Origin of the sequence: Leifsonia naganoensis (genome assembly GCF_013410615.1) — a bacterium.
In the GTDB taxonomy this organism is placed as follows: domain Bacteria; phylum Actinomycetota; class Actinomycetes; order Actinomycetales; family Microbacteriaceae; genus Leifsonia; species Leifsonia aquatica.
Window position 1 is genome coordinate 3,511,347 of sequence record NZ_JACCHJ010000001.1, and the last position, 26,491, is coordinate 3,537,837.

Genomic DNA, 26,491 nt, shown 5'->3' on the forward strand with positions numbered 1-26,491 from the left:
GAGTCACCGGTCGAGGGGGAGCACAGCATGGAGGAGCGTTCCGCCCGGATCGTCCCGCGTGCCGGTGCGCTCGCCGTCTGGGTGCTCGTGCTCGTGGTCGTCGGCTACGTGTCGTGCCTCGCCATCCTCCTGGTGTGCCCGTCGATCATCCCCGAGCCGATGTACTGGTCGCTCGGCCACACGGTGTTCGCGGACACGGTCGACGACGTCTTCCGGGTGTCGACGGTGTCCCTCGGCTACTGGATGGCCGCCACGGCCGTCGCGATCGGGCTCGCGCTGGTCATCACGCTTCTCGCCGGGCGGGCGCTCGGCGCCCTGGGGGAGCTGGCTCAGTCCTCGTCGGGGGAGAACCGGTAGCCCATCCCGGGCTCGGTGAGCAGGTAGCGCGGGCGCGACGGCTCCGGTTCGAGCTTCTTGCGCAGCTGCGCGAGGTACAGCCGCAGGTAGCCGGTGTCGCTCGTGTACTGCGGTCCCCAGACCTGGGTGAGCAGCGCCTGCCGGGTGACGAGCCGGCGTGGATTGCGCAGCAGCACCTCCAGGATCGCCCACTCGGTCGGGGTCAGGCGCACGTGCTCCGGCCCCTCCGCGGTGGCGCGGGTGACCTGGTGGGCCGCCAGATCGACGCTCACGCCCCCGAAGGTCACGACGGGTTCGTCGGTCCCGCCGGTCTGCCGACGGGTGAGGGCGCGGATGCGGGCGAGGAGCTCGTCGGCGGCGAACGGCTTGGTCACGTAGTCGTCGGCCCCCGCGTCGAGCGCGTCGACCTTGTCCGCCGAGCCGGTGCGGCCCGAGACGACGAGGATCGGGACCGTCGACCAGCCGCGCAGGCCTTCGATCACCTCGATGCCGTTCAGCTCCGGCATCCCGAGGTCCAGCATGACGAGATCGGGGTGGTGCTCCACGGCCTCCGACAGCGCCTCGGCCCCGGTGCTCGCGGTGAGCACCTCGTAGCCCCGGGCGGTCAGCAGGATGCGGAGGGCGCGCAGGATCTGCCGGTCGTCGTCGGCGATCAGGATCTTCACGTGTCGGTTCCTTCCGTCGCTGCGGGGAGCGACACCACCATCGTCAGGCCGCCGCCCGGCGTGTCCTCGGCGTCGAGCGTGCCGCCCATGCCCTCCACGAACCCCTTCGACAGGGCGAGACCGAGGCCGATGCCGGTGTCGTTATCGGTGTCGCCGAGACGCTGGAACGGCAGGAAGACGGCCTCCCTGCGCTCGCCCGGGATACCCGGGCCGCGGTCGATGACGCGCACCTGCACCGTGCCGCCGAACTCGCTCGCCGCGAGCACCGGCCGCTGGCCGGCGGGGCTGTAGCGCAGCGCGTTGCCCAGGAGGTTCACCACGACGCGCTGCAGGAGCACACCGTCGGCGGCGAGCAGGGGGAGGTCGGGAGCGATGTCGAGCTCGACGTCCGCCGGTCCGGCGCCCAGCTCGTCGAGCGCGGGGGAGATGACGTCGTCGAGCTCCGTCGGCGCGATCGAGACGCCCAGGACGCCTGCCTCGACACGGCTGACGTCGAGCAGGTTGGTCACCAGCGCGGCGAGTCCGGCCAGGCTGTCCTCCGCAGTCTCGAGCAGATCCTCCCTGTCCTCCTCGCTCAGCGCCAGGTCGGCCTGACGTAGAGTCGTGACGGCGGCCGTCGCCGCGGCGAGGGGGCGCCGCAGATCGTGGCCGACCGCCGCGAGCAGGGCGCTGCGGACACGATCAGCCTCGGCGAGTGGCCCGAGTTCGGAGGCGGTGGCGGAGAGGTCGCGGTGCTCGAGCGCGGCGTCGAGCTGGGCGACGATAGCGCCGAGCAGCCGCCGGTCGCTCGCTTCCAGGTCGCGTCCGGAGAGCTCCAGCGTTCCGCGCGTTCCGACGGGGAGTCGTTGCGTGTGGTCGGAGTCGGCGGGCTCGCCGTCGGTCGAGACCACCTCGCCGCCGTCCAGGAGGCGCACACCGGTGAGTCCGAATGCCTCGCGCGTGCGCGTGACGAGGGCCTGGAGGGCGTCCTGGCCGCGGATGACGCCGCCGGCGATCGTGGCCAGCAGCTCCGCCTCGGCCGCGGCGCGCTGGGCCGTGCGGGTGCGCCGAGCGGCCTGGTCGACGACCACACTCACGAGGGCGGCGATCACGACGTAGAGCACGAGGGCGAGCAGGTGCAGCGGCTCGTTGATGGTGATCGTGTACAGCGGGTCGACGAAGAAGTAGTCGAGGGTGATGCCGGAGAGCAGGGCGGCGAACAGTGCCGGCCAGATCCCGCCGACGAGCGCGACGACGACCACGAGCAGCTGGTAGCTCAGCACGTCCGCCGTCATGGACTCCCCTGAGCGGACGCTCGTGAGCAGGAGGGTCAGGAGGGGGCCCCCGACGAGTGCGAGCGCGAAGCCGAGCACGCGGCGCCGCACGGTGAGGCCGCCGCGGGGTCGCGGCAGGGAGAACCGGCCGCCCGCGCGCGAGTGGGACACGATGTGCACGTCGATGTCGCCGGACTCGCGGATCACCGTGGAGCCGATGCCCGGCCCGGTGAGCAGCGCGGCGAGCCGGCTGCGGCGGGAGACGCCGATCACGAGCTGGGTCGCGTTCTCCCCGCGGGCGAACTCGACGAGGGCGCGCGGGATGTCGCTGCCCACGACCTGGTGATAGCTGCCGCCGAGCTGCTCCACGAGCGCGCGCTGCGCGGCGAGGGTGCCGGGGGCGCCCGTGCGCAGGCCGTCCTCGCTCGTCACATGCACGGCGAGTAGCTCTCCGCCGGCCGAGCGTGCGGCGATCCGGGCGCCGCGGCGCAGCAGCGTCTCGCCCTCCGGGCCGCCGGTGAGGGCGACGACGACGCGCTCCCTGGCCTCCCACTTGCCGGCGATGCCGTGCTCGGCGCGGTACTTCTGCAGCGCACTGTCGACCTCGTCGGCCAGCCACAGCAGGGCGAGCTCGCGCAGCGCGGTGAGGTTGCCGAGCCGGAAGTAGTTGGAGAGGGCGGCGTCGATCCGCGAGGAGGGGTAGACATTGCCCTCGGTGAGCCGGTCGCGGAGCGCCTGCGGGGCGAGGTCGACGACCTCGATCACGTCGGCGCGGCGCAGCACGGCGTCCGGGATGGTCTCGCGCTGCTGCACGCCCGTGATCTGCTCGACCACGTCGTTCAGCGACTCGATGTGCTGGATGTTGACCGTCGACATCACGTCGATGCCCGCGTCGAGCATCGCGTCGACGTCCTCCCACCGCTTCGCGTGGGCGGTGCCGGGGGCGTCGGTGTGCGCGAGCTCGTCCACCAGGGCGACCTGCGGAGCGCGGGCGAGCACGGCCTCCAGGTCCAGCTCGGTCAGCTGCACGCCGCGATGCTCGACGGTCAGCCGGGGGACGACCTCCAGACCGTCGAGCATCGCGGCGGTGGCGGCGCGGCCGTGGGTCTCCACGACCGCGACCACCACATCTTTGCCGAGCGCCTGCAGCCGCTTGCCCTCTTCGAGCATCGCGTACGTCTTGCCGACGCCCGGTGCTGCTCCGAGCATCACCCGCAGGCGGCCACGTGGCATGTCTACTTGTCCATCTCCGAAAGGGCCAGGTTGAGCTGGAGCACGTTCACGGTCGGATCCCCGAGATAGCCGAGGTCCCGTCCCTGAATCCTAGACTCGACCAGCTTCCGCACGCTGTCGGCCGAGAGGCCGCGCGCCGCGGCGACGCGATCGACCTGGAGCAGCGCGTAGGCGGGCGAGATGTGCGGGTCGAGACCGGATCCGGAGGCGGTGACCGCGTCGCTCGGGATGCTGCCGGCGCTCACGCCGTCCGCCTCCTCGATCGCCTCGGTGCGCTCCTTCACGGCCTTCTGCTGGTCGGGGTTGGAGGCGGCCAGGTTGCTGCCGGAGGAGGCGGCGCCGTCGTACCCGTCGCCGGCCGCGGACGGCCGGGACTGGAACCACTGCGGCAGAGCCGCGCCGTCCTTGTCGGTGAAGCTCTGCCCGATGAGGGCCGAGCCGACGGGCTTCCCGTCCACCGAGATGAGGGAGCCGTTCGCCTGGGCCGGGAGCGCGAGCTGCCCGACCCCGGTGACGACGAGGGTGTAGCCGATGCCGAGCGCGACCGTCAGGACGATCATCGCGCGCAGGGCGACCCAGTACTGGCGCCAGGCGCCGCGGAGGCGGTTCATTGTCGTGCGACCTTTCGTGTCTGTCAGAATCCGGGGATCAGCGCGACCACGAGGTCGATCAGCTTGATCCCGATGAAGGGGGCGATGATCCCGCCAAGGCCGTAGATCAGCAGGTTGCGGCCGAGCAGGGACGAGGCCGCCGCCGGGCGGTAGCGCACTCCGCGCAGGGCCAGCGGGATGAGGGCCACGATGACGATCGCGTTGAAGATCACCGCCGAGAGGATGGCCGAGGCGGGGGAGTGCAGCCCCATGATGTTGAGGGCCGCGAGACCCGGGAACGCGGCCACGAACATCGCCGGGATGATCGCGAAGTACTTCGCGACGTCGTTGGCGATCGAGAACGTGGTGAGCGCGCCGCGGGTGATCAACAGCTGCTTGCCGATGCGGACGATGTCGATCAGCTTGGTCGGATCGGAGTCGAGGTCGACCATGTTGCCGGCCTCCTTCGCCGCCGACGTGCCCGTGTTCATCGCCACGCCGACGTCCGCCTGCGCGAGCGCGGGAGCGTCGTTCGTACCGTCGCCGGTCATCGCGACGAGAGCACCGCCCTCCTGCTCGCGGCGGATCAGCGCGAGCTTGTCCTCGGGCTTGGCCTCGGCGAGGAAGTCGTCCACGCCGGCCTCGGCCGCGATGGCCTTGGCGGTGAGCGGGTTGTCACCGGTCACCATGACGGTGCGGATGCCCATCCGGCGCAGATCGGCGAACCGCTCGGCGAGGCCCTCCTTGACGATGTCCTTGAGGTAGATCACGCCGAGGACCGTCGCCACGCCGTCCGCGTCGCGGGTCGCGACGGCCAGCGGGGTGCCGCCCATCTGCGAGATGCGCTCGACCTCCGCATCCAGCTCGTGGAGCGCGCTCGCCGACGGCGCGGCCGTGCCGGCCTCCGTCGCCTGCTCGCGGACCCAGGTCACGATGGCGCTCGCCGCGCCCTTGCGCACCTGCGAGCCGTCCGGCAGGTCGAGGCCGCTCATCCGCGTCTGGGCGGTGAAGGGCACGATCTCCCCTCGCGTGTCCGACGGACGTTCGTAGCCGAGCGTCCCCGCCAGCTCCACGACCGAGACGCCTTCGGGGGTGGGGTCGCTGAGGGAGGAGAGCGCGGCCGCCCGGACGAGGGCGTCGCGGTCGGCGCCCCCGACGGCGGTGAACTCGCTCGCACGGCGGTTGCCGTACGTGATCGTGCCGGTCTTGTCGAGCAGCAGTGTGGTCACGTCGCCCGCGGCCTCCACCGCCCGCCCGGACATCGCGAGCACGTTGTGCTGCACGAGGCGGTCCATCCCGGCGATGCCGATGGCGGAGATCAGGGCTCCGATGGTGGTGGGGATGAGGCAGACCAGGAGGGCGATCAGCACGGGAACGGTCGGAGCCGCGTCCGAGTAGCCAGCGACCGGCTGCAAGACGAGCACGACGATCACGAAGATGATCGAGAGGCTCGCGAGCAGGATGTTCAGCGCGACCTCGTTCGGAGTCTTCTGCCGCGAGGCGCCCTCGACGAGCGCGATCATCCGGTCGACGAAGGTCTCGCCCGGCTTCGACGTGATGCGCACGACGATCCGGTCGGAGAGGACGCGCGTGCCGCCGGTGACCGCGCTGCGGTCGCCGCCAGACTCCCGCACGACCGGGGCCGACTCGCCGGTGATGGCGGACTCGTCCACGGTCGCGATGCCGCGGATCACGTCGCCGTCACCCGGGATGAGCTCGCCCGCCGTGACGACCACCACGTCGCCGAGCGCCAGATCGCTCGAGGCGACCGCGCCGACGGAGGCGCGAACCGCATCCGGGTCCGCGGTCTCGTCGTAGTCCGTGACGCGGTTGGCGAGGGTGGTGGAGCGGGTCGAGCGCAGGGTGGCGGCCTGGGCCTTGCCCCGGCCCTCGGCGACCGACTCCGCCAGATTGGCGAAGACGACGGTGAGCCACAGCCAGACGGCGATGCTCCAGGTGAACGCGAGCGTGGCCGGTCCCGTGCCGCCCGCGCCGATGAACGGCTGCGCGATGGCGACGACCGTGGTCAGTGCCGCGCCGACCTCGACGATGAACATGACGGGGTTGCGCCACATCTGGCGCGGATCGAGCTTGCGCAGAGCGCCGGGGAGGGCGGCGACGAGCTGGGCGCCGCTGAAGGCGCCGGGGCGGGTCGCGCTCTCCTTCGGAGCGCGGGCGCTGCGTTGTGGGGTGAGCGTTGTCATGGTGTTACTGCAGCCCTTCCGCCAGGGGACCCAGCGCGAGAACGGGGAAATAGGTGAGTGCCGAGACGAGCAGGATCGTGCCGATCATCAGGCCGACGAACTGCGGCCGGTGGGTGGGCAGTGTGCCTGCGGTCGCGGGGACGCGGCCCTGCTGGGCGAGCGAGCCGGCGAGGGCGAGGACGAACACGATCGGCAGGAACCGGCCGAGGAACATCGCGACCCCGAGGGCCGTGTTGAGCCAGGGCGTCGCGGCGGTGAGGCCCGCGAAAGCCGATCCGTTGTTGTTCGCGGCCGAGGTGAACGCGTAGAGCACCTCGCTGAAGCCGTGCAGTCCGGGGTTCAGGATCGACGTCTTCTCGATGTCGGCCCGCACCGCCGGGATGGCGAAGCTCAGGCCGGTGCCGAGGAGCACGAGCGTCGGCGTGGTCAGGATGTACAGGCTGGCCAGCTTGATCTCGCGCGGGCCGAGCTTCTTGCCGAGGTACTCCGGCGTGCGACCGACCATCAGGCCGGCGACGAACACGGCGATGACCGCGATCACCAGGATGCCGTACAGGCCCGACCCGACGCCGCCGGGCACGATCTCGCCCAGCATCATGTTGATCAGCGCCATCATCCCGCCGAGCGGGCTGTAGCTGTCGAGCATGGAGTTCACCGCGCCCGTCGACGTGGTCGTGCTCGTGGTGTTGAACAGCGTCGAGCCCAGCACGCCGAACGCGGTCTCCTTGCCCTCCATCGATCCGCTCGACGCCTCGAACAGCGTCATCGCGACGAGCGAGACGACGAACAGCGTGGCCATCGTCGCGAGGATCGCGTAGCCCTGGCGCTTGTCGCCGACCATCCGGCCGAACGCGCGCGGCAGGGAGAACGGGATGATGAGCATCAGCAGCACCTCGACCAGGTTGGTCCAGGCGGTCGGGTTCTCGAACGGGTGCGCCGAGTTGGCGTTGAAGAAGCCGCCGCCGTTGGTGCCGAGCAGCTTGATGGCCTCCTGCGAGGCGACCGGTCCGCCCGGGAGGGACTGCGCCGCGCCCGTGAGCGTGGTCACGTGGTCGAACCCATTGAAGTTCTGCGCCGCTCCGCCGACGATCAGCACGATCGCCGCGACGAAGGCGAGCGGGAGGAGGATGCGCACCGTTCCGCGCAGCATGTCCACCCAGAAGTTGCCGATCGTCCCGGTGGAGCGGGAGGCGAACCCGCGGACGAGCGCCACGGCGACGGCCATGCCGACGGCGGCGGACACGAAGTTCTGCACCGCCAGCCCGGCGAACTGCACGGTGTAGCCGAGGGTCGCGTCGGGGGAATAGGACTGCCAGTTGGTGTTCGTCACGAACGAGATCGCCGTGTTGAACGCCGTCCCCTCGGGGACGGCCGGCATGCCCAGCGAGTACGGCAGGAACTGCTGGAGGCGCTGGAGCGCGTAGACGAGCAGGATGCCGATCACCGAGAAGGCCAGCACGCCGCGCAGGTAGGCGGGCCAGGTCTGCCCGGCGCGCGCATCCACGCCGATGAGGCGGTAGACGCCGCGCTCGACGGCGAGGTCGCGGTCGGAGGTGTACACGCGCGCCATGTAGTCCCCGAGGGGGCGGTAGGCGACGGCGAGCAGGAGCACGAGCGTCGCCAGCTGGGCGACGAACAGCCAGATGCCCGTCATGGAGTCGGAGCCCATCTCAGAACCGCTCCGGCTTCACGAGGGCGACGACCAGGTAGGCGATCGCGGCGACTGCAAGCAGCGCCGCGACCACATCGATCACGATCACAGCTTCTCGACCCCCCGGCCGGCCAGGCCCACGACAAGCGCGAGCACGACCACTCCGAGGAGGTAGACGACGTCCAGCAAGACTCTCTCCATCCGTGAGGATGCCGCGACCGGCTGGTCGCGGCAGAAGAGAGTCCACACCCGCGTTCCCCGCGGGGCGCTGGTCCTAACGCATCCCTAACGCCCCGCTGCGCGATCCTCGCGCGACGCTAACGCGACGGCGCGGACCGCCGTCCGGCGCGCGCTGCGAAGTCGTCCAGGGCGGAGAGGATCGGTTGCGCGTACCAGATCCGGTTGCGATGCTTCGAGGTGGCGCTTGCGAGAAGTCCGCGCTCGACCAGGGCTCCGATCGCGTTGTAGGCGCCCTGGGGGGAGACCCCCAGTCCCGCGGAGACGAACGGCTGGTTCACCACGGGCTGGGCGAACAGCAGATCGGCGAGACGTCGCGCACTCGCGTCCGCACGGATCCCCGTGAGCGCGCCCTCCCACGTCGCGCGCACCTCCGCGAGATCTTCGACGAGCGCTCGGCCATTCCGCACCGCATATCCCGCGGCTTCGGCGAAGACGGCGACGATCCCTCCGGCGTCGCCTTTCCGGTAGGCGTCGAGGGCGCCGTAGTAGCGGTCGACATCGTGGAGGAGGCCGGCCGACACGGGGACGGCGACGTTGGTCGTCACGCGGGACGCACGCAGCATCGCCTGCACGAGCGCACGGCCGGTGCGGCCGTTGCCGTCCGGGAAGGGATGGATCGTCTCGAACTGCGCGTGCGCGAGGGCGGCGTGAGCGAGGGCGGGGATGTCGGTGCGATGGATGAATGCCACCAGATCGCCCATCGCCGCCGACACCCTGCCGTCGTGAGGCGGCACGAAGTCCGCCCCGTGCGGGCTCAGGCCTCCGCCGCCGATCCAGACCTGCTCGCGGCGGTACTCGCCGACGAGGTGGGGCGCGTGGTGTTCCAGCAGGGCGGTCTGCATGGCGACGATGGTCGTCTCATCGATGTGGTCGGCCAGCCGGATCGCCGCCGTCATGGCCTCGACATTGCGGACCACCAGTCCTGCGTTCCCCTGATCCCGCTCGCCGAGGACCGTCTCGGCGATCGCACGTGCGCCGCTCGTGAGGTTCTCGATCTCGGAGGAGGAGGCGGACTCCGAACGCAGCAGCACGTCGGCGAACGGGAGCAGCTGTGACCCGACCTCCGCATCGAAGCGGGTCAGGAGGGTGCCCGCCTCGGTCGCGTCGGCGATGCTCGCACCGGACAGGCTCACGGTCGCATCCCCGATGCGAGGGGGGATGGCTGCGCGATACGGACCGCGGCTCTGCTCCCACTGGCGGCGACTGAGCGCGTCTCGGGGGAAGCGGGAGGCCCAGGGCAGCTCCTCGTAGGCCACGGGCGGCCATGCCTCGACTGGATTCATCTCCGCGCCCGCCTCTCTCTTATTCAAGGATAGTCGATATCCTTGAATAAGAGAGAGGCCATTTCTAGGATCAGCCCTTCACGGCGAGGGCGGCGGCCCCGAGGATGCCCGCGTTGTTGCGGTGCACGGCCGGGACGATCGGCGTCGTGAGGTCGAGGAGGGGCAGGAACTCCTGGTAGTTCTTGGAGACGCCGCCGCCGACGATGAAGAGGTCGGGGGTGAAGAGGAACTCGAGGGTGGAGTAGTACTTCTGCAGGCGCTTCGCCCACTTCTCCCAGCTCATGTCCTCGCGCTCCTTCGCCGAGTACGCGGCCCGGGACTCGGCGTCGTGGCCGTCGATCTCGAGGTGGCCGAGTTCGGCGTTCGGGATGAGGACGCCGTCGTAGATGAGCGCCGAGCCGATCCCGGTGCCGAGGGTGGTCATGATGACCAGGCCGTCCTTGCCCTTCGCGGCGCCGAAGCTGGTCTCCGCGTAGCCGGCGGCGTCGGCGTCGTTGACGAAGTGGATGTCGCGGCCGAGGGACTTCTCGAACAGGTCCTCCGCGTGCAGGTCGATCCACTTCTTGGAGACGTTCGCGGCGGAGAGGGTCACGCCGTGGCTCACGATGGCCGGGAAGCAGATGCCCACCGGGGCGTCGGGCTCTTCGGCCGCGAGCTGGTCGACGATCTTCTTGGTGACCTCGACGATGCCGTCGGGCTCGCCGCCCTCGGGGGTGGGGAGCTTGATCCGGTCGCTCAGGAGTTCGCCGGTCTCGAGATCGACCAGCCCTCCCTTGATGCCGGTTCCGCCGATGTCGATGCCGATTGCGTGCTTCTGACCGCTCATGCCCACGAATCTACCGCGGCTCGGCTCCGGGAGTCGTGCGCGTGGCCGTCGCGAGCGGCAAGAACAGGTCGTCGACGATCGCGACGAGGGTGGCCTCGTCGGCCGGGCGGAGCGTCATGACCATCTCGTGGCGCAGGGCCATGGTCGGCAGGCCTGCGACCAGGTCCGGCATGCGGCTGCGGTCGATCTCTCCCCGTGCATCGGCGCGGTCGAGGATGGTGTCGAGCATCGACGGCCCGGGGGAGAGCAAGCGCTCGCGCAGTCCGGCGATGCCCCCCTCGGCCTCGCCGAGGATGCCGGAGTAGCGGAGCATGATCAGGACGACGAGGCCGCTGCGGCGCTCCGTGAACTGGCGGAGGAGGTCGAGGGTGTCCTCTCGGAGGCTGCCATGGTCGGGCACATCGATCGGGTCGTCGTCGAAGTGGTGCCGGATCGCGGCGACGGCGAGGTCGCTGCGACTCGGCCAGCGGCGGGAGATGACGGGCCGGCTGGTGCCTGCGCGCGCGGCCACGGCCTCCATCGTCAGTCCGACGTAGCCGTTGGCGTCGAGCTCCTCCCATGCGGCGTCGAGGAGGGCGCTCTCGAGTTCCGCGCCACGGCGCCGGCGGGCGGGCGTCGAATTAGAGTCCATTTGCGCATCTTATCCGATCGGCGTATCGTCGGCGATTAGATACAGGCACGCATCTTAAGGAGCAGGCTCATGGCAGCGGAGAAACTCGACAGGACGGTGGTCCGCACCGCCACCGCACTGGTGGTCGGAGCACTCGCGGTGGTCTTCGACACGACGATCCTCAGCATCGCGCTCCACTCGCTGGCGACCGATCTGCACACCGATGTCGCGCACATCCAGTGGGTGACGACGGGCTACCTGCTCGCCCTGGCGGCGACCGTGCCCCTCTCGGCCTGGTGCCTGGCGCGGTTCGGCGGCAAGCGGGTGTGGATGGTCGCCCTCGCGATCTTCCTCGTCGGCTCGGTGCTCTCCGGGCTGGCGTGGAACGCGGACAGTCTCATCGCCTTCCGGGTGCTGCAGGGCGTCGGCGGCGGCCTGATGCTGCCGGTGATGACCACCATGGTGATGGAGGTCGCCGGCGGCAAGCAGCTCGGACGGGTCTCCGCCGTCATCGGGCTCCCCGCGATGGCCGGGCCCGTCCTGGGGCCGGTGCTCGGCGGGGCCATCCTCGCCCTCGGCGACTGGCGCTGGATCTTCTGGGTGAACATCCCGTTCTGCGTGGCCGGGCTGATCCTGGCCTGGAGGATGCTCCCCGCCGATCGCGGTCGCGACCCGCGCCGTCGGCTCGACATCGTCGGCGTGCTGCTGCTCGTCCCGGGTCTGGCCGGCCTCCTCCTCGGACTCTCCGACTCCGTCCTCGACGGCGGCTTCGCTCGTCTCGACGCGTGGATCCCGCTGGTCGCCGGCGCTGCGCTCGTCGCCGGATTCGCCTTCTGGGCCCTGCATCGCCGCGGCGATGCGCTCGTGGACGTGCGGCTGCTGACGGTGCGCTCGGTCTGGTCGGCCTCCACCCTCCTCTTCCTCTCGGGTGTCGCGCTCTACGGCGCGATGCTCCTCCTGCCCCTCTTCTTCCAGCAGGTGCGCGGCACCGACGCCCTCGGCGCGGGCCTCCTGCTCGTGCCGCAGGGGCTCGGGACGCTCGCCTGCCGCCCGCTCGCCGGCCGTCTCATCGACCGGATCGGCGCGCGCTGGATCACCGTCGTCGGGTTCGCCATCGTCGCGGTCTCGACCGTCCCGTTCGCGTTCGGGCTTCCCGCCTCGGCCGACCCGCTGCTCCTGGTCGCCCTGTTCGTCCGCGGCTTCGGTCTCGGCGCCGTGACCATGCCGCTCATGGTCGCGTCGTACCAGGGGCTGAGCGGCGAGCAGATCGCGCACTCCAGCATCCTGACCCGCACGGCGCAGCAGCTCGGCGGATCGTTCGGCACCGCGATCTTCGCCGTGCTGCTCCAGGCCGCGGTGCTGGGTGGTTCGACCCTCGGCGGCGCGTTCCAGTCGGCCTTCTGGGTGGCGGTCGGCGTCACCGTGCTGGGCGTCGCCATCGCCTTCGTCCTCCCCGGCGGCCCGAAGCGCGCCGCAGTCGTCCCGGCGGCGCAGCTCGTACCGGAGCCCGTGGTCGAGCCCGGCGCGACGGCCGTCAGGGGAGCGTGAGGACCTCGGCGCCGCGCTCGGTGACCACGAGGGTGTGCTCGAACTGGGCGGTGATGCTGCGGTCGCGCGTCACGACCGTCCAGTCGTCCGCCCACATGTCCCACTCGTGAGTGCCGAGCGTGAGCATCGGCTCGATGGTGAACACCATCCCCACCTCCATCACGTCGTCATAGGCCGGGGCCGAGTCGTAGTGGGGGATGATCAGCCCGGAATGGAAGGTCGCCCCCACACCGTGGCCGGTGAAGTCGCGCACGACCCCGTAGCCGAACCGCTTCGCGTACGACTCGATCGCCCGGCCGATGACGTTGACCTGGCGGCCCGGCGCCACCGCCTTGATGCCGCGGTTCAGCGCCTCCCGCGTGCGCTCGACGAGCAGGGTCACCTCCTCGGTCGCCGTGCCGGCGATGAAGGTCTGGTTGCTGTCGCCGTGGAAGCCGTTCTTGTACGCGGTGATGTCGATGTTGACGATGTCGCCCTCCTCGATCACCGTGTCGTCCGGGATGCCGTGGCAGACGACCTCGTTGACCGAGCTGCAGATCGACTTCGGGTACCCGCGGTAGCCGAGGGTGGAGGGGTAGGCGTCGTGCGCGAGCAGGAACTCGTGCCCGATCGCGTCCAGCTCCTCCGTCGTCACGCCCGGCCGCACGGCCTCCCCGACGAGCGCGATGGCCTGCGCGGCGATCCGGCCGGACTCGCGGATGAGCGCGATCTCGTCGGGCGTGTACACGTCGCCGCGCGTGTTCGGTGCGGGCGACGGCTTGCCGACGTACTCCGGGCGCGGGATGCGGGACGGGACGGGGCGCATCGCGCTGACACGACCGGGGATCAGATGACCGGCGGAATCCTTGGGCATAGGATCAAGCTTATGACCGGTGAGAACGAGTACGGCATCGCGCAGGACGCAGAGCACAAGTACTGGTACAACATGAAGACCGGGGCCGTGGAGCAGGGTTTCCTCTCGCCGGCGCCCGACCGCGTCGGCCCGTTCGACACCCGCGACGAGGCCGAGCACGCGCTCGAGAAGCTGCGCGAGAACAGCGCCAAGTGGGCCGAGGAGGACGCGGAGGAGAACCGCTAGCCGGTTCCCGCTCCACGTTCCATCCGGCCGGGAGTGCCGGAGCCCTCTAGAAGCTGTGCTCCGGGCCCGGGAAGGTGCCGCCCTGCACGTCAGCCTTGTAGGCGGCGGCGGCCCCCGCCAGCACGTTCTTGAGGTCGGCGTACTGCTTGACGAAGCTCGGGACGCGACCGGTGGTGAAGCCGGCCCAGTCCGTCCAGACGAGCAGCTGGCCGTCCACGTGCGGTCCGGCTCCGACACCGATCGTCGGGATGCGCAGCTCCTGCGTCACCCGGCGCGCGACTTCCGCGGGGACCATCTCGAGCACGACGGCGAACGCACCCGCGTCCTCCACGGCGTGCGCGTCGGCGAGGATCTGCTCCGCGCTGTCGCCGCGGCCCTGGATCAGGTGACCGCCGAGGCCGTGCTCGCTCTGCGGGGTGAAGCCGATGTGGCCCATCACGGGGATGCCGGCGTCGACGATGCGGCGGATCTGGTCGGAGCTACGTACGCCGCCCTCCAGCTTCACCGCGTGCGCGCCCGTCTCCTTCATGAAGCGCACCGCCGTGTGGAGGGCCTCGAGCGCACCGGTCTCGTATGACCCGAACGGCATGTCCGCGACGACGAACGCGCGCTTGACGGCCTTCGCCACCGCGCGGGTGAGCGGGATCAACTCGTCGACGGTCACCGGGAGGGTGGTGTCGTAGCCGAGCACGTTGTTCCCGGCCGAGTCGCCGACGAGCAGGAAGTCGATACCCGCCTCGTCGAAGATCTGCGCGGTCAGCATGTCGTAGCTGGTGAGGCCGGTGAAGGGGGAGCCCTCCTCCTTCGCCGCCTGGAAGTGTCTCGTCCGCACCCGCTTCAGCGACTGCATCGACGGGGTCGCGGGGTGGACGCTCGGAACGGGGGACTGCTCGCTCATGGGCTCAGTCTAGTGACGCGATTCGGGGGCGCGACGGACCACGATCGAGCCCCCGACCCAGTACGCTGGGAACGCTGACGAAAGGGGCAGGATGGACAAGCAGCGCGACTTCGTTCTTCGCACGATCGAGGAGCGTGGCGTCAAGTTCGTGAGGCTGTGGTTCACCGATGTCGTCGGCACCCTCAAGTCCGTCGCCATCGCCCCCGCCGAGGTGGAGGGGGCCTTCTCCGAGGGCCTCGGCTTCGACGGCTCCGCGATCGAGGGACTGACGCGCGCCTTCGAGTCCGACCTGCTCGCGCACCCGGACCCGACGACGTTCCAGATCCTCCCGTGGCGGGGCGAGATCGACCCCACCGCGCGCATGTTCTGCGACATCACGACGCCCGACGGCCAGCCCTCCGTCTCCGACCCGCGCAACGTGCTCAAGCGCACGCTCGAGAAAGCGGCCGACCGCGGCTTCACCTTCTACACGCACCCGGAGATCGAGTTCTACCTGCTCAAGTCGTCGTCCTTCGGCGAGGACGGCCCCGAGCCCGTCGACTCCGCCGGCTACTTCGACAACGTCCCCGGCGGCACCGCGCACGACTTCCGCCGCCGCTCGGTGCGCATGCTCGAAGACCTCGGCATCTCGGTCGAGTTCAGCCACCACGAGGCGGGCCCCGGCCAGAACGAGATCGACCTGCGCTACGCGGACGCCCTCACCACGGCCGACAACATCATGACGTTCCGCACGGTCATCAAGGAGGTGGCGATCGAGCAGGGCGTCTACGCGACGTTCATGCCGAAGCCGCTGTCGGGCCATCCGGGCAGCGGGATGCACACGCACATGTCGCTCTTCGAGGGCGACACCAACGCCTTCTTCGAGGCCGGTGCCCAGTACCAGCTTTCGAAGGTCGGCCGTCAGTTCATCGCGGGCCTGCTCAAGCACGCTCCCGAGATCACGGCCGTGACGAACCAGTTCGTCAATTCGTACAAGCGCCTGTGGGGCGGCGACGAGGCGCCCAGCTTCGTCTGCTGGGGCCACAACAACCGCTCCGCCCTGGTGCGCGTGCCGCTCTACAAGCCCAACAAGGGCCAGAGCTCGCGCGTCGAGTACCGCGCGATCGACTCCGCGGCCAACCCGTACCTCGCGTTCTCCCTCATGTTGGCCGCCGGCCTGAAGGGCATCGAGAACCAGTACGAGCTGCCCCCAGAGGCCGAGGACAACGTGTGGGCGCTCAGCGACACCGAGCGCCGCGCCCTCGGGTACAGTCAGCTCCCCGCGAGCCTCGACCACGCCATCTCGCTGATGGAGGACTCCGAGCTCGTCGCCGAGACGCTGGGGGAGCAGGTCTTCAACTACGTGCTCCTCAACAAGCGCAAGGAGTGGGCGGAGTACCGGGCGCAGGTCACCCCGTACGAGCTGCGGACCAACCTCGAGATCCTCTGACCGGGTCGTGACGCGCGAGCAGCTCTCCCTGACCGCGCTGGCGCGCGCCGGTTTCGTCGGGCTGAGCTCGGTGCGCGCCCAGCTGGACGAGCTCGCGGCCCTGACCGGGTTCCCGGTCGACGACCTCCTGCCCGCCCTCGGCGCGGCGGCGGATCCGGACAACGCCCTGACGCTCGCCCTGCGGCTGCTGCAGCATGCGCCGGTGCAGGCCGCGCGCTACGTCCCGTCGCGCAACGACGCTCGTCGCGTGCTGCGGGTGATCGGAGCCTCCGAGGGCGCCGCGGAATTCTTCCTGCGTCAGCCGGCGGAGCTCTCGGCGCTCGACTACCCCGTCACCGCCCTGCCGACGGCGGAGGAGCTGCGCGCAGACCTCCTCGACTCGGTGGGCGCGGTCGACGGCTTCGCTGCCGTCACCGAGGAGGAGGCGTGGACGGCGCTGCGCGTCCGCTACCGGCGCCGTCTCGTCCAGCTCGCGAGCTACGACCTGGAGCAGGAGGACCCGGTCGCCGGGTTCGACGCCGTCGCCGCCGCGCTGTCCGACCTCGCCGCCGCCGCGCTGGAGGCCTCGCTCGCCATCGCGCGGCGCCAGACCAGCGGGAGCGGGCCCGGCCGCTTCCCCGAGGCCGAGGTCCGCGCGACCCGCCTCGCCATCATCGGCATGGGCAAGGCCGGCGCGCGCGAGCTCAACTACGTCAGCGACGTGGACGTCATCTTCGTGACGGAGGGCGACGAGGAGGCCGGGCTCAGCTCCGGCCGCGCGGTCGACATCGCGACGCGGCTGGCGATGCTGACGATGCGCGGCATCCACGAGCCGGCCATCGAGCCGGGGCTGTGGGAGGTCGACCCCAACCTGCGTCCGGAGGGCAAGGACGGCGCGCTCGTCCGCACGCTCGAATCGCACCTCGCCTACTACGACCGGTGGGCCAAGGGGTGGGAGTTCCAGGCCCTGCTGAAGGCGCGTCCGCTCGCCGGCGACCGCGATCTCGGCGACCGCTATGTCGCCGCTCTCGCGCCGAAGGTGTGGAGCAGCGCCTCCCGCGAGAACTTCGTCGAGTCGGTGCAGCGGATGCGCGAGCGCGTCACCGAGCACATCCCGGACGACGAGGTCCACTACCAGTTGAAGCTCGGCCCCGGCGGGCTGCGCGACGTCGAGTTCACCGTCCAGCTGCTCCAGCTCGTGCACGGCCAGACCGACGATCAGGTGCGCCAGCGCGACACCCTCTCGGCGCTGGCCGCCCTCGCGGCCCAGGGGTACATCGGCCGCGAGGAGGCCGCGGCGTTCTCGCAGGACTACCGCACCCTCCGGCTGATGGAGCACCGCATCCAACTGCGGCACCTCAGCCGCACGCACCTGATGCCGCGCGATGAGGGCGACCAGCGGGTCCTGGCCCGGGCGACCGGGCTCGCCACCAGCGCCGAGCAGCTGTTCGTGCGGTGGAACGAGATCAAGCACCGGGTGCGGGGGCTGCACGAGCGGCTGTTCTACCGGCCGCTGCTGAGCGCCGTCGCCTCGATGCCGAGCGAGGACTTCGCCCTCACCAGCGCACAGGCCGAGGCCCGCCTCGCCGCGATCGGCTTCCGGGATCCGCGCGGCGCGCTCGCCCACATCGGGGCGCTCACGTCGGGCGTCTCCCGCCGGGCGACGATCCAGCGCCATCTGCTCCCCGTGATGCTGCAGTGGTTCGCCGACGGCGCCGACCCCGACTACGGCCTCCTGACCTTCCGCCGCCTCAGCGAGGACCTCGGCTCCACGCACTGGTACCTCCGGATGCTGCGCGACTCCACCGGCGCCGCCGAGCGGTTGACCCGCGTGCTCTCGGGCTCGCGCTACGCCGGCGACCTGCTCGGGCGCATCCCGGAGTCGGTGGCGTGGCTCGAGTCGGAGGAGGAGCTGCGGCCGCGCTCGGCCGAGCTGCTGCGCGACGAGACCGCCGCGATCCTCGCCCGCCACGATTCCCCCGAGACCGCGGCCGCCGCGCTGCGTGCGGTGCGCCGGCGCGAGATCCTGCGGCTCGCGTTCTCGGGCATCCTCGGCTTCGCGACCATCGAGGAGCTCGCGCACGGGCTCACCACCGTCACCGAGAACGTGATCGCGGGCGTCCTGGCCGCGATCCGGAGCGCGCGCGGCGACGCCGACGCGTTCGAGTTCGCCGTGATCGGGATGGGGCGATTCGGCGGCCGCGAACTCGGCTTCGGCTCCGACGCCGACGTCATGTACGTCTTCCGCCCGACGACCGCCGAGCAGGAGGAAGCGCACCGCGCCGCCCTGGCGATCGTGTCGGACCTGGGACGCCTCACCGAGGACAACATCCTCCCGCTCGACCTCGACATCGGCCTACGCCCGGAGGGGAAGAACGGCACGCCCGTGCGTTCGCTCGACTCCTACCGCGCCTACTACCAGCGCTGGTCGTTGACCTGGGAGGCGCAGGCGCTGCTGCGTGCGCGCGGGGTCGCGGGCGACCAGGCGCTGCTCACGGACTTCGAGGCTCTCGCCGACGAAGTCCGGTACCCGGCGGAGATCGGCGAGCGCGAGATCCGCGAGGTCAAGCGGATCAAGGCCCGCGTCGAGAACGAGCGCCTGCCCCAGGGCGCCGACCCGTCACGCCATCTCAAGCTCGGCCGGGGATCGCTCAGCGACGTCGAGTGGTTCGTGCAGCTCATCCAGCTGGAGCACGCGGCCGCGATCCCCGAACTCCGCACGCCCAGCACCCTCGACGCCCTCGCGTTCGCCGCCGCGAACGGGTTCGTCACGGAGGAGGATGCGGCCAAGCTCCACGACGCGTGGGTCTTCGCCTCCCGCGCCCGCTCCGCCATGACCCTCTGGACGAACAAGACCGCCGATGTGCTCCCGTCCGACCGCGTCGCCCTCGACGGCGTCGCCCGGCTGATGGAGTACCCGCCCGGCTCGGCATCCCGGCTCGAGGAGGACTACCTGGCGGTCACCCGTCGTGCCCGCGCCGTCTTCGAGCGCTCCTTCTACGGCATCCAGGAGCGCCCGGCGCCCACCGGCTGACGGCGCGGTGTCGCCGTCCATTCAACGCGGAAGGGCCGCATCCCCAGCGGGATGCGGCCCTTCTCGTGTGCGGAACGCCGAGCGTCAGACGCCGAAGTACAGCTCGTACTCGAACGGGTGCGGGCGCTGCGCGAGGGGCTTGATCTCCTTCTCGCGCTTGTACTCGATCCAGGTCTCGATGAGCTCCGGGGTGAACACGCCGCCTGCGGTGAGGAAGTCGTGGTCGGCCTCGAGGGCGTCGAGCGCCTCCGCCAGGGTGCCGGGCACCTGGGGGATGTTCTTGGCCTCCTCGGGCGGGAGCTCGTAGAGGTCCTTGTCGACCGGCTCGTGCGGCTCGATGCGGTTCTTGATGCCGTCGAGACCGGCCATGAGCTGGGCGGCGAACGCGAGGTACGGGTTGCCCGAGGCGTCCGGCGCGCGGAACTCGATGCGCTTGGCCTTCGGGTTGGTGCCCGTGATCGGGATGCGGATCGATGCCGAGCGGTTACCGGCCGAGTAGACCAGGTTGACCGGGGCCTCGAAGCCGGGGACCAGGCGGTGGAACGAGTTCACCGTCGGGTTCGTGAACGCCAGGACGGCGGGGGCGTGCTTGAGCAGGCCGCCGATGTACCAGCGGGCGATGTCCGAGAGGCCGCCGTAGCCCGACTCGTCGTAGAAGAGCGGCTTGCCGTCGCTCCACAGCGACTGGTGGGTGTGCATGCCCGAGCCGTTGTCACCGAAAAGCGGCTTCGGCATGAACGTGGCGACCTTGCCCCACTGCTCCGCCGTGTTCTTCACGATGTACTTGAACTTGAGGATGTCGTCCGCCGCGGCGACCATCGTGTCGAAGCGGTAGTTGATCTCGGCCTGGCCGCCGGTGCCCACCTCGTGGTGCGCGCGCTCCAGGATGAGGCCGGCGTCGATCAGCTTGAGCGAGATGTCGTCACGCAGGTCGGCCTGCTTGTCGACGGGGCTCACGGGGAAGTAGCCGCCCTTGTAGGGGGTCTTGTTCGCGAGGTTGCCGCCCTCTTCGACACGGCCGGTGTTCCACGCGCCCTCCTCGGAGTCCACCGCGTAGAAGGACGAGTGCTGGTTCACCTCGTAGCGCACGTCGTCGAAGATGTAGAACTCCGCCTCGGGGGCGAAGAACGCGGTGTCCGCGATGCCGGTCGAGGCGAGGTACTTCTCCGCCTTCTTGGCGACCTGGCGCGGGTCCTTCGAGTAGATCTCGCCGTTGCGCGGGTTGTAGATGTCGAAGACCATGATCAGCGTGCGCTCGACGCGGAACGGGTCGATGTAGGCGGTCGAGACATCGGGGATGAGCTGCATGTCGGACTCGTGGATCGACGCGAAGCCGCGGATCGAGGAGCCGTCGAAGAGCTGGCCGACGGAGAAGAACTCCTCGTCGACCGTCGAGGCGGGGATGTTGAAGTGCTGCTGCACACCGGGCAGATCGGTGAAGCGGATATCAAGGAACTTGACGTCGGTGTCCTTGATGAACTTGAGCACCTCGGAAGAATCACGGAACATACGGAGGACTCCCAATGGCTTTGCGGTGACCGGACTGCGCGTGCAGTCCCACACCAACGGTAGGGGGAGGCCGTTTCCCCGGGGTGACGCAAATGTTTCCGGCATGTTACGTGTACCGGCCCCGGGTAAACTCATCGGGTGCCACAGAACCCCCCGACGAACCGCTCCGGCGACATCGCCCCCAGCCGCTATCCCGGTGAACGCCTCGGACTTCCGGAGGCGGGGCCGCGTTCGGTCGGCCGCCTCGGCCGGCGTTTCGGAGCCATCGTCATCGACTGGGCGATCGCATCATTCATCTCGTTCGCGTTCTTCCATTACGACGCCTGGGCCAACATCGCGGTGTTCGCCGTGCTGCAGATCGTGTTCATCCCCACCATCGGCGGCAGCATCGGGCACCGCATCTTCGGCCTGCGGCTCGTCGCCGTCCGCGGCGGATGGGTGGGGGTGTGGCGCCCGATCGTGCGCACCGTCCTGCTCTGCCTCGTCATTCCGGCCCTGGTGTGGGACTCGGACCAGCGAGGTTTCCACGACAAGATCGCGGGCACCATCCTGCTGCGCGGCTGAGCTGCGGATCAGACCAACGAACGCGCCGTCCCCGGAGGGGCGGCGCGTTCGTGTCGAAGCAGTGGCGCGGACGTTTGGCGTCAGCGGGCGCGCTGGGCGCGGACCTTCATCGGGTCGATGCCCTTCGGGATCGGCAGCGCGTTCTCCAGCGACTGGAGGCGGTTGCTGATCGCGAGCACCTCGGCCTTGGTCAGCGTCGGCTTGATCTTGGCCAGGCGGCGGGGCACCCGGTGCAGCGGCACGGCGTCCGCGTCCGGTCCGACGCTGATGACGGTGACCGGGACGTTCGGGAGGACGCGGGTGACCTTGCGGCGTTCCTCGTCGACCATGCGCTGCGTGCGAGTCTTGGGGCCTTCGCTGATCAGCACGACGCCGCCACGACCGGTGGCGCGGTAGACCGCGTCCTGTGTCTTGCTGTTGACCGCGACCGGCATCTCGGATCCGCGCCAGCTGCGCTTCAGAGAGCTGCGCAGCACGGCGCCGACTGCACCCGGCTGGCCCTCGATCTGCGAGTATGCGGCGCGCTCGGCACGGCGGCCGAGGATGAGCAGCGCCGCGAGCACGCCGGCGAAGACGCCCGCGATGATCCAGAGGACCATCGTGAAGACGTTGCCGCCGGAGAGGAAGATCGCCAGGAGCACGCCCACGATGATCGGGAGGACGAAGCCCAGGATGATGTAGAGCAGCGCGCGGTCGTCGTAGCGGCGGGTCATCTGGAAGACCTGCCACATCTGCTTCAGCCGACCGGGCTCCTTGGTGGACTTGTCCTTGCGTGCCATACGCATAAGGATACCGTCCCGGACGGCCTTCGGCAGACGCCGTTCGCCGTCAGGAGACGGCCTGCGCGAACCCGAGCGACGCGTCGGCGAGCGGCTGCAGTTCCACCGGCACCGGCCGACCCTTCGCCTGCATCGACTGCGCCCACAAGCGGCCCGCACGGTACGAGGAACGCACCAGCGGACCGGCGAGGACGCCGAGGAAGCCGATGGCCTCCGCCTCCTCCTTCAACTCGACGAACTCGTCCGGGTGCACCCAGCGGGCGACCGGCAGATGCCGGGGGCTGGGACGCAGGTACTGCGTGATCGTGATGATGTCGGTTCCCGCGTAGTGGAGGTCACGCAGGGCCTGGCTCACCTCGTGGCGCTCCTCGCCCATCCCGAGGATCAGGTTGGACTTGGTGATCAGGCCGGCCGCGCGTCCCTGGGTGAGCACGTCGAGCGAGCGCTCGTAGCGGAAGGCGGGACGGATGCGCTTGAAGATGCGCGGCACGGTCTCGACGTTGTGCGCGAACACCTCCGGCCGTGCCGAGAAGACCTCGCCGAGCTGATCGGGCCGGCCGTTGAAGTCCGGCACGAGGATCTCGACGCCGGTGCCGGGGCTCTGCCGGTGGATCTCGCGGATCGTCTCGGCGTAGAGCCACGCGCCCCCGTCCTCCAGGTCGTCGCGCGCGACACCCGTGACGGTCGAGTAGCGCAGCCCCATGCGGGAGACCGACTCGGCCACGCGACGCGGCTCGTCGCGATCGAACTCGGCGGGCTTGCCGGTGTCGATCTGGCAGAAGTCGCAGCGGCGGGTGCACTGCGAGCCGCCGATGAGGAAGGTGGCCTCGCGGTCCTCCCAGCACTCGTAGATGTTGGGGCAGCCCGCCTCCTGGCAGACCGTGTGCAGCTCCTCGGTCTTCACGAGCGAGTGGAGCTGCCGGTACTCCGGCCCCATCTTCGCGCGGGTCTTGATCCACTCGGGCTTGCGCTCGATCGGGGTCTCGGCGTTGCGGACCTCCAGGCGCAGCATCCGGCGCCCGTCGGGGACGGCGTTCACGCGGCGGCTCCTGTCGTGGCGGGTGCGGACGTGGTGACCGCGACGCCCTGTGCGGTCGTCTCACGGTCGAACGCGGCGACGACGAGCGGAGCGACGTCTGCCGGGGTGACCGTGCGACCGAGGACGCGCGAGACAGTGGTGACGCCCGCATCCCGGATCCCGCACGCGACGATGCGGTCGTAGGCGTCGAGGTCGTTGGAGCAGTTGAGGGCGAAGCCGTGCATGGTCACGCCCTCGGCCACGCGGATGCCGATGGCGGCGATCTTCTCGTCGCGGCCTCCGGTGCAGATCCACACGCCGGAGCGCCCCTCGACCCGCTCGCCGTCGACGCCCAGCTCAGCGAGGACCTCGATGAGGAGGCTCTCCAGGCGTCGCACGTAGCCGACCACGTCGATCGGGTCGGGGAGGCGCAGGATGGGGTAGCCCACCAGCTGACCCGGACCGTGCCAGGTGATCTTGCCGCCGCGGTCGACGTCGATCACCGGAGTGCCGTCGGTCGGCCGTTCGTCGGGCTCGGTGCGTTTGCCCGCCGTGTAGACCGGCGGGTGCTCCAGGAGGAGGACGGTGTCGGGCGCCCGGCCGGCGACGACGGCGGCGTGCAGGGCACGCTGTCGCTGAAGGGCCTCGTCATACGGCACGGAGTTGGCGCTTAGCCCCGTGACGTCGTACGTAGTCACCTGGACAGCATATATGGACTCAGTCCAGTAATTGCTGTCGAGGCGCGCCGTGTTCTCCACACCCGGTGTCCGGACGCCGGTGTTCCACCGATCGCCCGCCTCCAGCCCGATGGATGGTGTGGGGCGCTGGGATGGTCTGCATGGGAGATCATCGTCAGGAACGCCCGCACGACGCGGACATCGGCAGGCAGTGCGCGGCGATCGTGAACGCGCTGGGCCTCCGGGTGCGGGGGACGCTGCGGTCGCCGCCCGGCGTCCATCGCGTGGTGGTGGAGGGAGCCGACTTGCCTCGTCCGGCTGTGCTCTGCGTGCGTGTCGGGGAGGGGTTCCCCGACACGGAGGCGCGGCTCGCGATCGTGTCGGAGCACCTGGACGCGGTGCGCGACGTGCCGGCCCTGGTCGGCTCTGCACGTGGCCGGCGGCGCCGTCCGGTCTGCGCGCGGATCGGGGAGCATCTACCCGGCGGGAGCCTGCGGGTTCTGCTGGAAGGACGGGCACTCGGCCTCGGGGAGGCCGTCACCGTTCTCCTCGCCGTGCTGGATGTGCTGCACCAGGCGCACCATGCCGGGTTCGGCGGCGTGGAGCCGCGTGCCGATCGCATCCGGTTCCGTTCCGACGGCTGCCCTGTCGTCACGGGCCTCCCCGGGCTCGGGCCGCTGAGCGCCGACCGGGCGCGACAGGACACGGAGGCGTTCCGACAGCTCGTGCGCGAGGTGGCGCGCTCGCTTCCCGGCGCGGACGCCGCCGTCCTGTGCGCGCGTGTGGACGCTGCGCTCGGGGGAGGGGCGACGGCCCTTCGACGGGCGCTCCTCGACGTGGCGCCACCCGTCGCGGTTCGCCTGCGTGACGTCGACAAGCCGATCAGCGAGCGGATCGACAGGCCTCCCTCCGGTCGGAGTATGTCGGGTGCACGCCGGCCACGACGGGTGCCGGGGGTGCGTCGCTCGTGGGACGTGCTGCTCGATGGCCGACCGTTGCGGGAGGCTCGCGCGGCCGTGGTGGGTCTGATCCGGCGCCGTCCGAAGCTCGTGCTCGTGGCGGCGGTCCCGCTCGTCGCAGCGACGGTGGCGTTCGTCGCACTGCCGCCGAGCGCGGACGTGGATCCGGCTCCCGCCGCGCAGCCCACCGCTCCGTCGACGGTGTCGTCCGCACCGGCGTCTGTTCCGGCCTCGACCGTGCCGGCGGCCGAGGATGGAGAGTGTGCTGCGGCGGATGTGTTCGACCTGACCGGCGATGCTCCGCAGGAGGAACCTGACGCGGAGTGCGCGCTTCGTGCGGACGAACCGGTGGAGGCGGCCCTGGAGTGGCTGGCCGCTCACGGCGGCTCGTCGGGCCAGCGGGTCCGTGCCGAGGTCGCTCAGCGTTGGGGAGAGGCGGTGCTAGTGCGCGTCGAGCCCGGTCCGGAGGGGACCCCGGACAGCGAACCGGCCTCGCTCCTGCTGGTGAGGGGCGAGGCCGGTTGGCGGATACGAGCGGTGTACTCGTGAGGTGGATCAGATCCCGAGGCTGCCCTCGAAGTCGGCGGCCTCGAGGCGGTTCTTCACGGCCACCAGGAAGCGCGCCGCGTCGGCGCCGTCCACGATGCGGTGGTCGTACGAGAGGGCCAGGTAGACCGTCGAACGGATGGCGATCGACTCGGTGCCGTCCGCCGTGATGACGACCGGCTTCTTGGTCACGATGCCGGTGCCGAGGATGGCGACCTGCGGGAGGAACACGACCGGGGTGTCGAACAGCGCGCCGCGCGAACCGGTGTTGGTCAGCGTGAACGTGCCGCCGGCGAGCTCGTCGGGCTTCAGACGGTTGTCGCGGGTGCGCTCGGCCAGGTCGGCGATCTCCTTCGCGAGACCGGAGAGGTCGAGCGAGGAGGCGTCGCGGATGACGGGGGTGAGCAGACCGCGCTCGGTGTCCACGGCGATCGAGAGGTTCTCGTGGTCCGGGTACACGATGTTGTCGCCGTCGACCGTGGCGTTGATGACCGGGTAGGTCTTCAGTGCCTCGGAGGCCGCGAGGGCGAAGAACGGCAGGAAGGAGAGCTTCACACCGTTCTTGGCGAGGAAGTCGGCCTTCACCTTGTCGCGCAGCGCGGCGACCTTGGTGACGTCGACCTCGACCACGGAGGTGAGCTGAGCGGTCGACTGCATCGACACGACGGCGCGCTCGGCGACGACCTTGCGCAGACGCGACATCGCCTGGGTCGTGCCGCGCAGCGGCGAGACCCAGACGGCCGGAGCCGCGGCCGGAGCGGACGCGGAGGCGCCGGCTGCGGGCTGCGCTGCAGCGAGGATGTCCTCCTTGCGGATGCGACCGCCAACACCGGTTCCGGTGACGCTCGCCAGGTCGACGCCCTGCTCGTTCGCGAGCTTGCGGACGATCGGCGTGACGTAGCCGGCGTTGCCGGCGTGCGCGCCGCCGGTGGACGGGGCCTCGGCGGCGGGAGCCGGAGCAGCGGCGGGTGCCGGAGCAGCAGCGGCGGGAGCCGGAGCGGCGGCCGGTGCCTCAGCGGCCGGCGCGGGTGCAGCGGCCGGAGCCGGAGCGGCAGCGGGTGCCTCGGCGGCCGGTGCGGGTGCAGCGGCCGGAGCCGGAGCGGCAGCGGGCGCCTCAGCGGCCGGAGCCGGAGCGGCAGCGGGCGCCTCGGCAGCCGGAGCCGGAGCAGCGGCAGGCGCCTCGGCAGCCGGAGCCGGAGCGGCGGCAGGTGCCTCAGCGGCCGGAGCCGGAGCGGCAGCAGCCTCAGCCGGAGCGGCGGGCTCCTCAGCGGCGGGAGCCTCGGCCTCGGCCGGTGCGGCCGGAGCCTCGGAGCCCGCGCCGGAGCCGTCCCCGATGGTCACGAGCGCGGTTCCCACCTCGACGGTCTCGTCCTCCTGCACCAGGATCGCCTCGATGACGCCGGCGACCGGCGACGGGATCTCGGTGTCGACCTTGTCGGTCGAGACTTCGAGCAGGGGCTCGTCCACCTCGACACGGTCGCCAACATTCTTCAGCCAGCGGGTGACCGTGCCTTCCGTGACACTCTCGCCGAGTGCCGGGAGGCTGACGGATTCGCTCATG

23 protein-coding genes are annotated in these 26,491 nt (G+C 70.7%); 7 read left to right on the forward strand and 16 right to left on the reverse strand.

The annotated features are described in order from the left end of the window. The first annotated feature begins 27 nt into the window (after nucleotides 1–27). On the forward strand, nucleotides 28–357 hold the full coding sequence (locus tag HNR14_RS16950; RefSeq protein ID WP_021764785.1) for a hypothetical protein: 330 nt from the start codon (nucleotides 28–30) through the stop codon (nucleotides 355–357). Here HNR14_RS16950 and HNR14_RS16955 read toward each other — a convergent pair. The 9 genes from HNR14_RS16955 to HNR14_RS16995 form a co-directional block, all read right to left on the reverse strand. Further along, nucleotides 330–1,022, reverse strand: coding sequence for a response regulator (locus HNR14_RS16955; RefSeq protein ID WP_179701951.1), 693 nt, complete (start codon nucleotides 1,020–1,022; stop codon nucleotides 330–332). The two genes, HNR14_RS16950 and HNR14_RS16955, sit on opposite strands and share 28 nt — an antisense overlap. After that, nucleotides 1,019–3,508, reverse strand: a complete 2,490-nt coding sequence (locus HNR14_RS16960) for a DUF4118 domain-containing protein (protein ID WP_179701952.1) — start codon at nucleotides 3,506–3,508, stop codon at nucleotides 1,019–1,021. The genes HNR14_RS16955 and HNR14_RS16960 overlap by 4 nt, the downstream gene beginning before the upstream one ends. Before the next feature lie 2 nt (nucleotides 3,509–3,510). Beyond that, nucleotides 3,511–4,119 carry a potassium-transporting ATPase subunit KdpC gene (kdpC, locus tag HNR14_RS16965; protein ID WP_179701953.1) on the reverse strand — a complete coding sequence of 203 codons (609 nt, stop codon included), beginning with the start codon at nucleotides 4,117–4,119 and terminating at the stop codon, nucleotides 3,511–3,513. A gap of 23 nt (nucleotides 4,120–4,142) precedes the next feature. Next, a complete protein-coding gene (gene kdpB / locus HNR14_RS16970) occupies nucleotides 4,143–6,302 on the reverse strand; it encodes a potassium-transporting ATPase subunit KdpB (protein WP_179701954.1) in 2,160 nt (719 codons plus the stop codon). Between the two features lie 4 nt (nucleotides 6,303–6,306). Further along, nucleotides 6,307–7,971: a potassium-transporting ATPase subunit KdpA gene (gene kdpA, locus HNR14_RS16975; RefSeq protein WP_179701955.1), complete on the reverse strand. Its 1,665-nt coding sequence runs from the start codon at nucleotides 7,969–7,971 to the stop codon at nucleotides 6,307–6,309. A 1-nt stretch (nucleotide 7,972) separates the two neighbouring features. Then, the gene (locus HNR14_RS16980) at nucleotides 7,973–8,062 is read right to left on the reverse strand and encodes a potassium-transporting ATPase subunit F (RefSeq protein WP_021762945.1); all 90 of its coding nucleotides are present in this window, start codon (nucleotides 8,060–8,062) and stop codon (nucleotides 7,973–7,975) included. Between the two features lie 208 nt (nucleotides 8,063–8,270). Continuing rightward, nucleotides 8,271–9,476, reverse strand: a complete 1,206-nt coding sequence (locus tag HNR14_RS21230; protein ID WP_179701956.1) for a Fic family protein — start codon at nucleotides 9,474–9,476, stop codon at nucleotides 8,271–8,273. Between the two features lie 70 nt (nucleotides 9,477–9,546). Then, nucleotides 9,547–10,302 (reverse strand): polyphosphate--glucose phosphotransferase, encoded by a 756-nt coding sequence (ppgK, locus tag HNR14_RS16990; protein WP_179701957.1) that lies wholly within the window; start codon nucleotides 10,300–10,302, stop codon nucleotides 9,547–9,549. A 10-nt stretch (nucleotides 10,303–10,312) separates the two neighbouring features. Then, on the reverse strand, nucleotides 10,313–10,933 hold the full coding sequence (locus tag HNR14_RS16995) for a TetR/AcrR family transcriptional regulator (protein WP_179701958.1): 621 nt from the start codon (nucleotides 10,931–10,933) through the stop codon (nucleotides 10,313–10,315). 69 nt (nucleotides 10,934–11,002) lie between these two features. Here HNR14_RS16995 and HNR14_RS17000 point away from each other — a divergent pair, with 69 nt between their 5' ends. Next, the gene (locus tag HNR14_RS17000; RefSeq protein WP_179701959.1) at nucleotides 11,003–12,460 is read left to right on the forward strand and encodes an MDR family MFS transporter; all 1,458 of its coding nucleotides are present in this window, start codon (nucleotides 11,003–11,005) and stop codon (nucleotides 12,458–12,460) included. Here HNR14_RS17000 and map read toward each other — a convergent pair. Next, on the reverse strand, nucleotides 12,447–13,313 hold the full coding sequence (gene map / locus HNR14_RS17005) for a type I methionyl aminopeptidase (RefSeq protein WP_039922190.1): 867 nt from the start codon (nucleotides 13,311–13,313) through the stop codon (nucleotides 12,447–12,449). The two genes, HNR14_RS17000 and map, sit on opposite strands and share 14 nt — an antisense overlap. A 12-nt stretch (nucleotides 13,314–13,325) precedes the next feature. Here map and HNR14_RS17010 point away from each other — a divergent pair, with 12 nt between their 5' ends. Beyond that, nucleotides 13,326–13,538, forward strand: a complete 213-nt coding sequence (locus tag HNR14_RS17010; protein WP_039922191.1) for an SPOR domain-containing protein — start codon at nucleotides 13,326–13,328, stop codon at nucleotides 13,536–13,538. Between the two features lie 46 nt (nucleotides 13,539–13,584). Here the strand turns inward: HNR14_RS17010 and panB are convergent, their stop codons facing one another. Further along, entirely contained in the window at nucleotides 13,585–14,436 is an 852-nt protein-coding gene (panB, locus tag HNR14_RS17015) for a 3-methyl-2-oxobutanoate hydroxymethyltransferase (RefSeq protein WP_021762952.1), read from the reverse strand. Nucleotides 14,437–14,527: 91 nt separating this feature from the next. On the opposite strand from panB, the gene glnA (HNR14_RS17020) reads away from it, so the two are divergent. Both glnA (HNR14_RS17020) and HNR14_RS17025 read left to right on the forward strand, forming a co-directional pair. After that, complete coding sequence (gene glnA, locus HNR14_RS17020; RefSeq protein ID WP_021762953.1) at nucleotides 14,528–15,865, forward strand: type I glutamate--ammonia ligase; 1,338 nt, start codon at nucleotides 14,528–14,530, stop codon at nucleotides 15,863–15,865. Nucleotides 15,866–15,872: 7 nt separating this feature from the next. Next, nucleotides 15,873–18,878 (forward strand): bifunctional [glutamine synthetase] adenylyltransferase/[glutamine synthetase]-adenylyl-L-tyrosine phosphorylase, encoded by a 3,006-nt coding sequence (locus tag HNR14_RS17025; protein ID WP_179701960.1) that lies wholly within the window; start codon nucleotides 15,873–15,875, stop codon nucleotides 18,876–18,878. 84 nt (nucleotides 18,879–18,962) lie between these two features. On the opposite strand, the gene glnA (HNR14_RS17030) is transcribed toward HNR14_RS17025, so the two are convergent. Beyond that, complete coding sequence (gene glnA, locus HNR14_RS17030; protein ID WP_021765052.1) at nucleotides 18,963–20,387, reverse strand: type I glutamate--ammonia ligase; 1,425 nt, start codon at nucleotides 20,385–20,387, stop codon at nucleotides 18,963–18,965. A gap of 138 nt (nucleotides 20,388–20,525) precedes the next feature. Here glnA (HNR14_RS17030) and HNR14_RS17035 point away from each other — a divergent pair, with 138 nt between their 5' ends. Then, nucleotides 20,526–20,951: an RDD family protein gene (locus HNR14_RS17035; protein WP_179701961.1), complete on the forward strand. Its 426-nt coding sequence runs from the start codon at nucleotides 20,526–20,528 to the stop codon at nucleotides 20,949–20,951. 80 nt (nucleotides 20,952–21,031) lie between these two features. Here HNR14_RS17035 and HNR14_RS17040 read toward each other — a convergent pair whose 3' ends face one another. From HNR14_RS17040 to lipB, 3 genes are read right to left on the reverse strand one after another with little or no spacing between them, the layout of a single operon-like run. Continuing rightward, on the reverse strand, nucleotides 21,032–21,730 hold the full coding sequence (locus HNR14_RS17040) for a DUF4191 domain-containing protein (protein WP_039923733.1): 699 nt from the start codon (nucleotides 21,728–21,730) through the stop codon (nucleotides 21,032–21,034). A 49-nt stretch (nucleotides 21,731–21,779) separates the two neighbouring features. After that, nucleotides 21,780–22,769, reverse strand: a complete 990-nt coding sequence (gene lipA / locus HNR14_RS17045; protein ID WP_179701962.1) for a lipoyl synthase — start codon at nucleotides 22,767–22,769, stop codon at nucleotides 21,780–21,782. After that, complete coding sequence (gene lipB / locus HNR14_RS17050) at nucleotides 22,766–23,446, reverse strand: lipoyl(octanoyl) transferase LipB (RefSeq protein WP_179701963.1); 681 nt, start codon at nucleotides 23,444–23,446, stop codon at nucleotides 22,766–22,768. The genes lipA and lipB overlap by 4 nt, the downstream gene beginning before the upstream one ends. Before the next feature lie 140 nt (nucleotides 23,447–23,586). Between lipB and HNR14_RS17055 the strand changes: the two genes are divergently transcribed. Beyond that, on the forward strand, nucleotides 23,587–24,933 hold the full coding sequence (locus HNR14_RS17055) for a hypothetical protein (protein ID WP_179701964.1): 1,347 nt from the start codon (nucleotides 23,587–23,589) through the stop codon (nucleotides 24,931–24,933). Nucleotides 24,934–24,939: 6 nt separating this feature from the next. Here the strand turns inward: HNR14_RS17055 and sucB are convergent, their stop codons facing one another. After that, entirely contained in the window at nucleotides 24,940–26,490 is a 1,551-nt protein-coding gene (sucB, locus tag HNR14_RS17060) for a 2-oxoglutarate dehydrogenase, E2 component, dihydrolipoamide succinyltransferase (RefSeq protein ID WP_179701965.1), read from the reverse strand. Nucleotide 26,491: the final 1 nt, after the last annotated feature.

Excerpts from the sequence above, each read along its gene's own strand:
- HNR14_RS16950 (WP_021764785.1), top strand. The coding sequence starts at position 28 with ATGGAGGAGCGTTCCGCCCGGATCGTCCCGCGTGCCGGTGCGCTCGCC.
- HNR14_RS16960 (WP_179701952.1), bottom strand. The coding sequence starts at position 3,508 with ATGCCACGTGGCCGCCTGCGGGTGATGCTCGGAGCAGCACCGGGCGTC.
- kdpC (WP_179701953.1), bottom strand. The coding sequence starts at position 4,119 with ATGAACCGCCTCCGCGGCGCCTGGCGCCAGTACTGGGTCGCCCTGCGC.
- kdpB (WP_179701954.1), bottom strand. The coding sequence starts at position 6,302 with ATGACAACGCTCACCCCACAACGCAGCGCCCGCGCTCCGAAGGAGAGC.
- kdpA (WP_179701955.1), bottom strand. The coding sequence starts at position 7,971 with ATGGGCTCCGACTCCATGACGGGCATCTGGCTGTTCGTCGCCCAGCTG.
- HNR14_RS21230 (WP_179701956.1), bottom strand. The coding sequence starts at position 9,476 with ATGAATCCAGTCGAGGCATGGCCGCCCGTGGCCTACGAGGAGCTGCCC.
- ppgK (WP_179701957.1), bottom strand. The coding sequence starts at position 10,302 with ATGAGCGGTCAGAAGCACGCAATCGGCATCGACATCGGCGGAACCGGC.
- HNR14_RS16995 (WP_179701958.1), bottom strand. The coding sequence starts at position 10,933 with ATGGACTCTAATTCGACGCCCGCCCGCCGGCGCCGTGGCGCGGAACTC.
- HNR14_RS17000 (WP_179701959.1), top strand. The coding sequence starts at position 11,003 with ATGGCAGCGGAGAAACTCGACAGGACGGTGGTCCGCACCGCCACCGCA.
- map (WP_039922190.1), bottom strand. The coding sequence starts at position 13,313 with ATGCCCAAGGATTCCGCCGGTCATCTGATCCCCGGTCGTGTCAGCGCG.
- HNR14_RS17010 (WP_039922191.1), top strand. The coding sequence starts at position 13,326 with ATGACCGGTGAGAACGAGTACGGCATCGCGCAGGACGCAGAGCACAAG.
- panB (WP_021762952.1), bottom strand. The coding sequence starts at position 14,436 with ATGAGCGAGCAGTCCCCCGTTCCGAGCGTCCACCCCGCGACCCCGTCG.
- glnA (WP_021762953.1), top strand. The coding sequence starts at position 14,528 with ATGGACAAGCAGCGCGACTTCGTTCTTCGCACGATCGAGGAGCGTGGC.
- glnA (WP_021765052.1), bottom strand. The coding sequence starts at position 20,387 with ATGTTCCGTGATTCTTCCGAGGTGCTCAAGTTCATCAAGGACACCGAC.
- HNR14_RS17040 (WP_039923733.1), bottom strand. The coding sequence starts at position 21,730 with ATGGCACGCAAGGACAAGTCCACCAAGGAGCCCGGTCGGCTGAAGCAG.
- HNR14_RS17055 (WP_179701964.1), top strand. The coding sequence starts at position 23,587 with ATGGGAGATCATCGTCAGGAACGCCCGCACGACGCGGACATCGGCAGG.
- sucB (WP_179701965.1), bottom strand. The coding sequence starts at position 26,490 with ATGAGCGAATCCGTCAGCCTCCCGGCACTCGGCGAGAGTGTCACGGAA.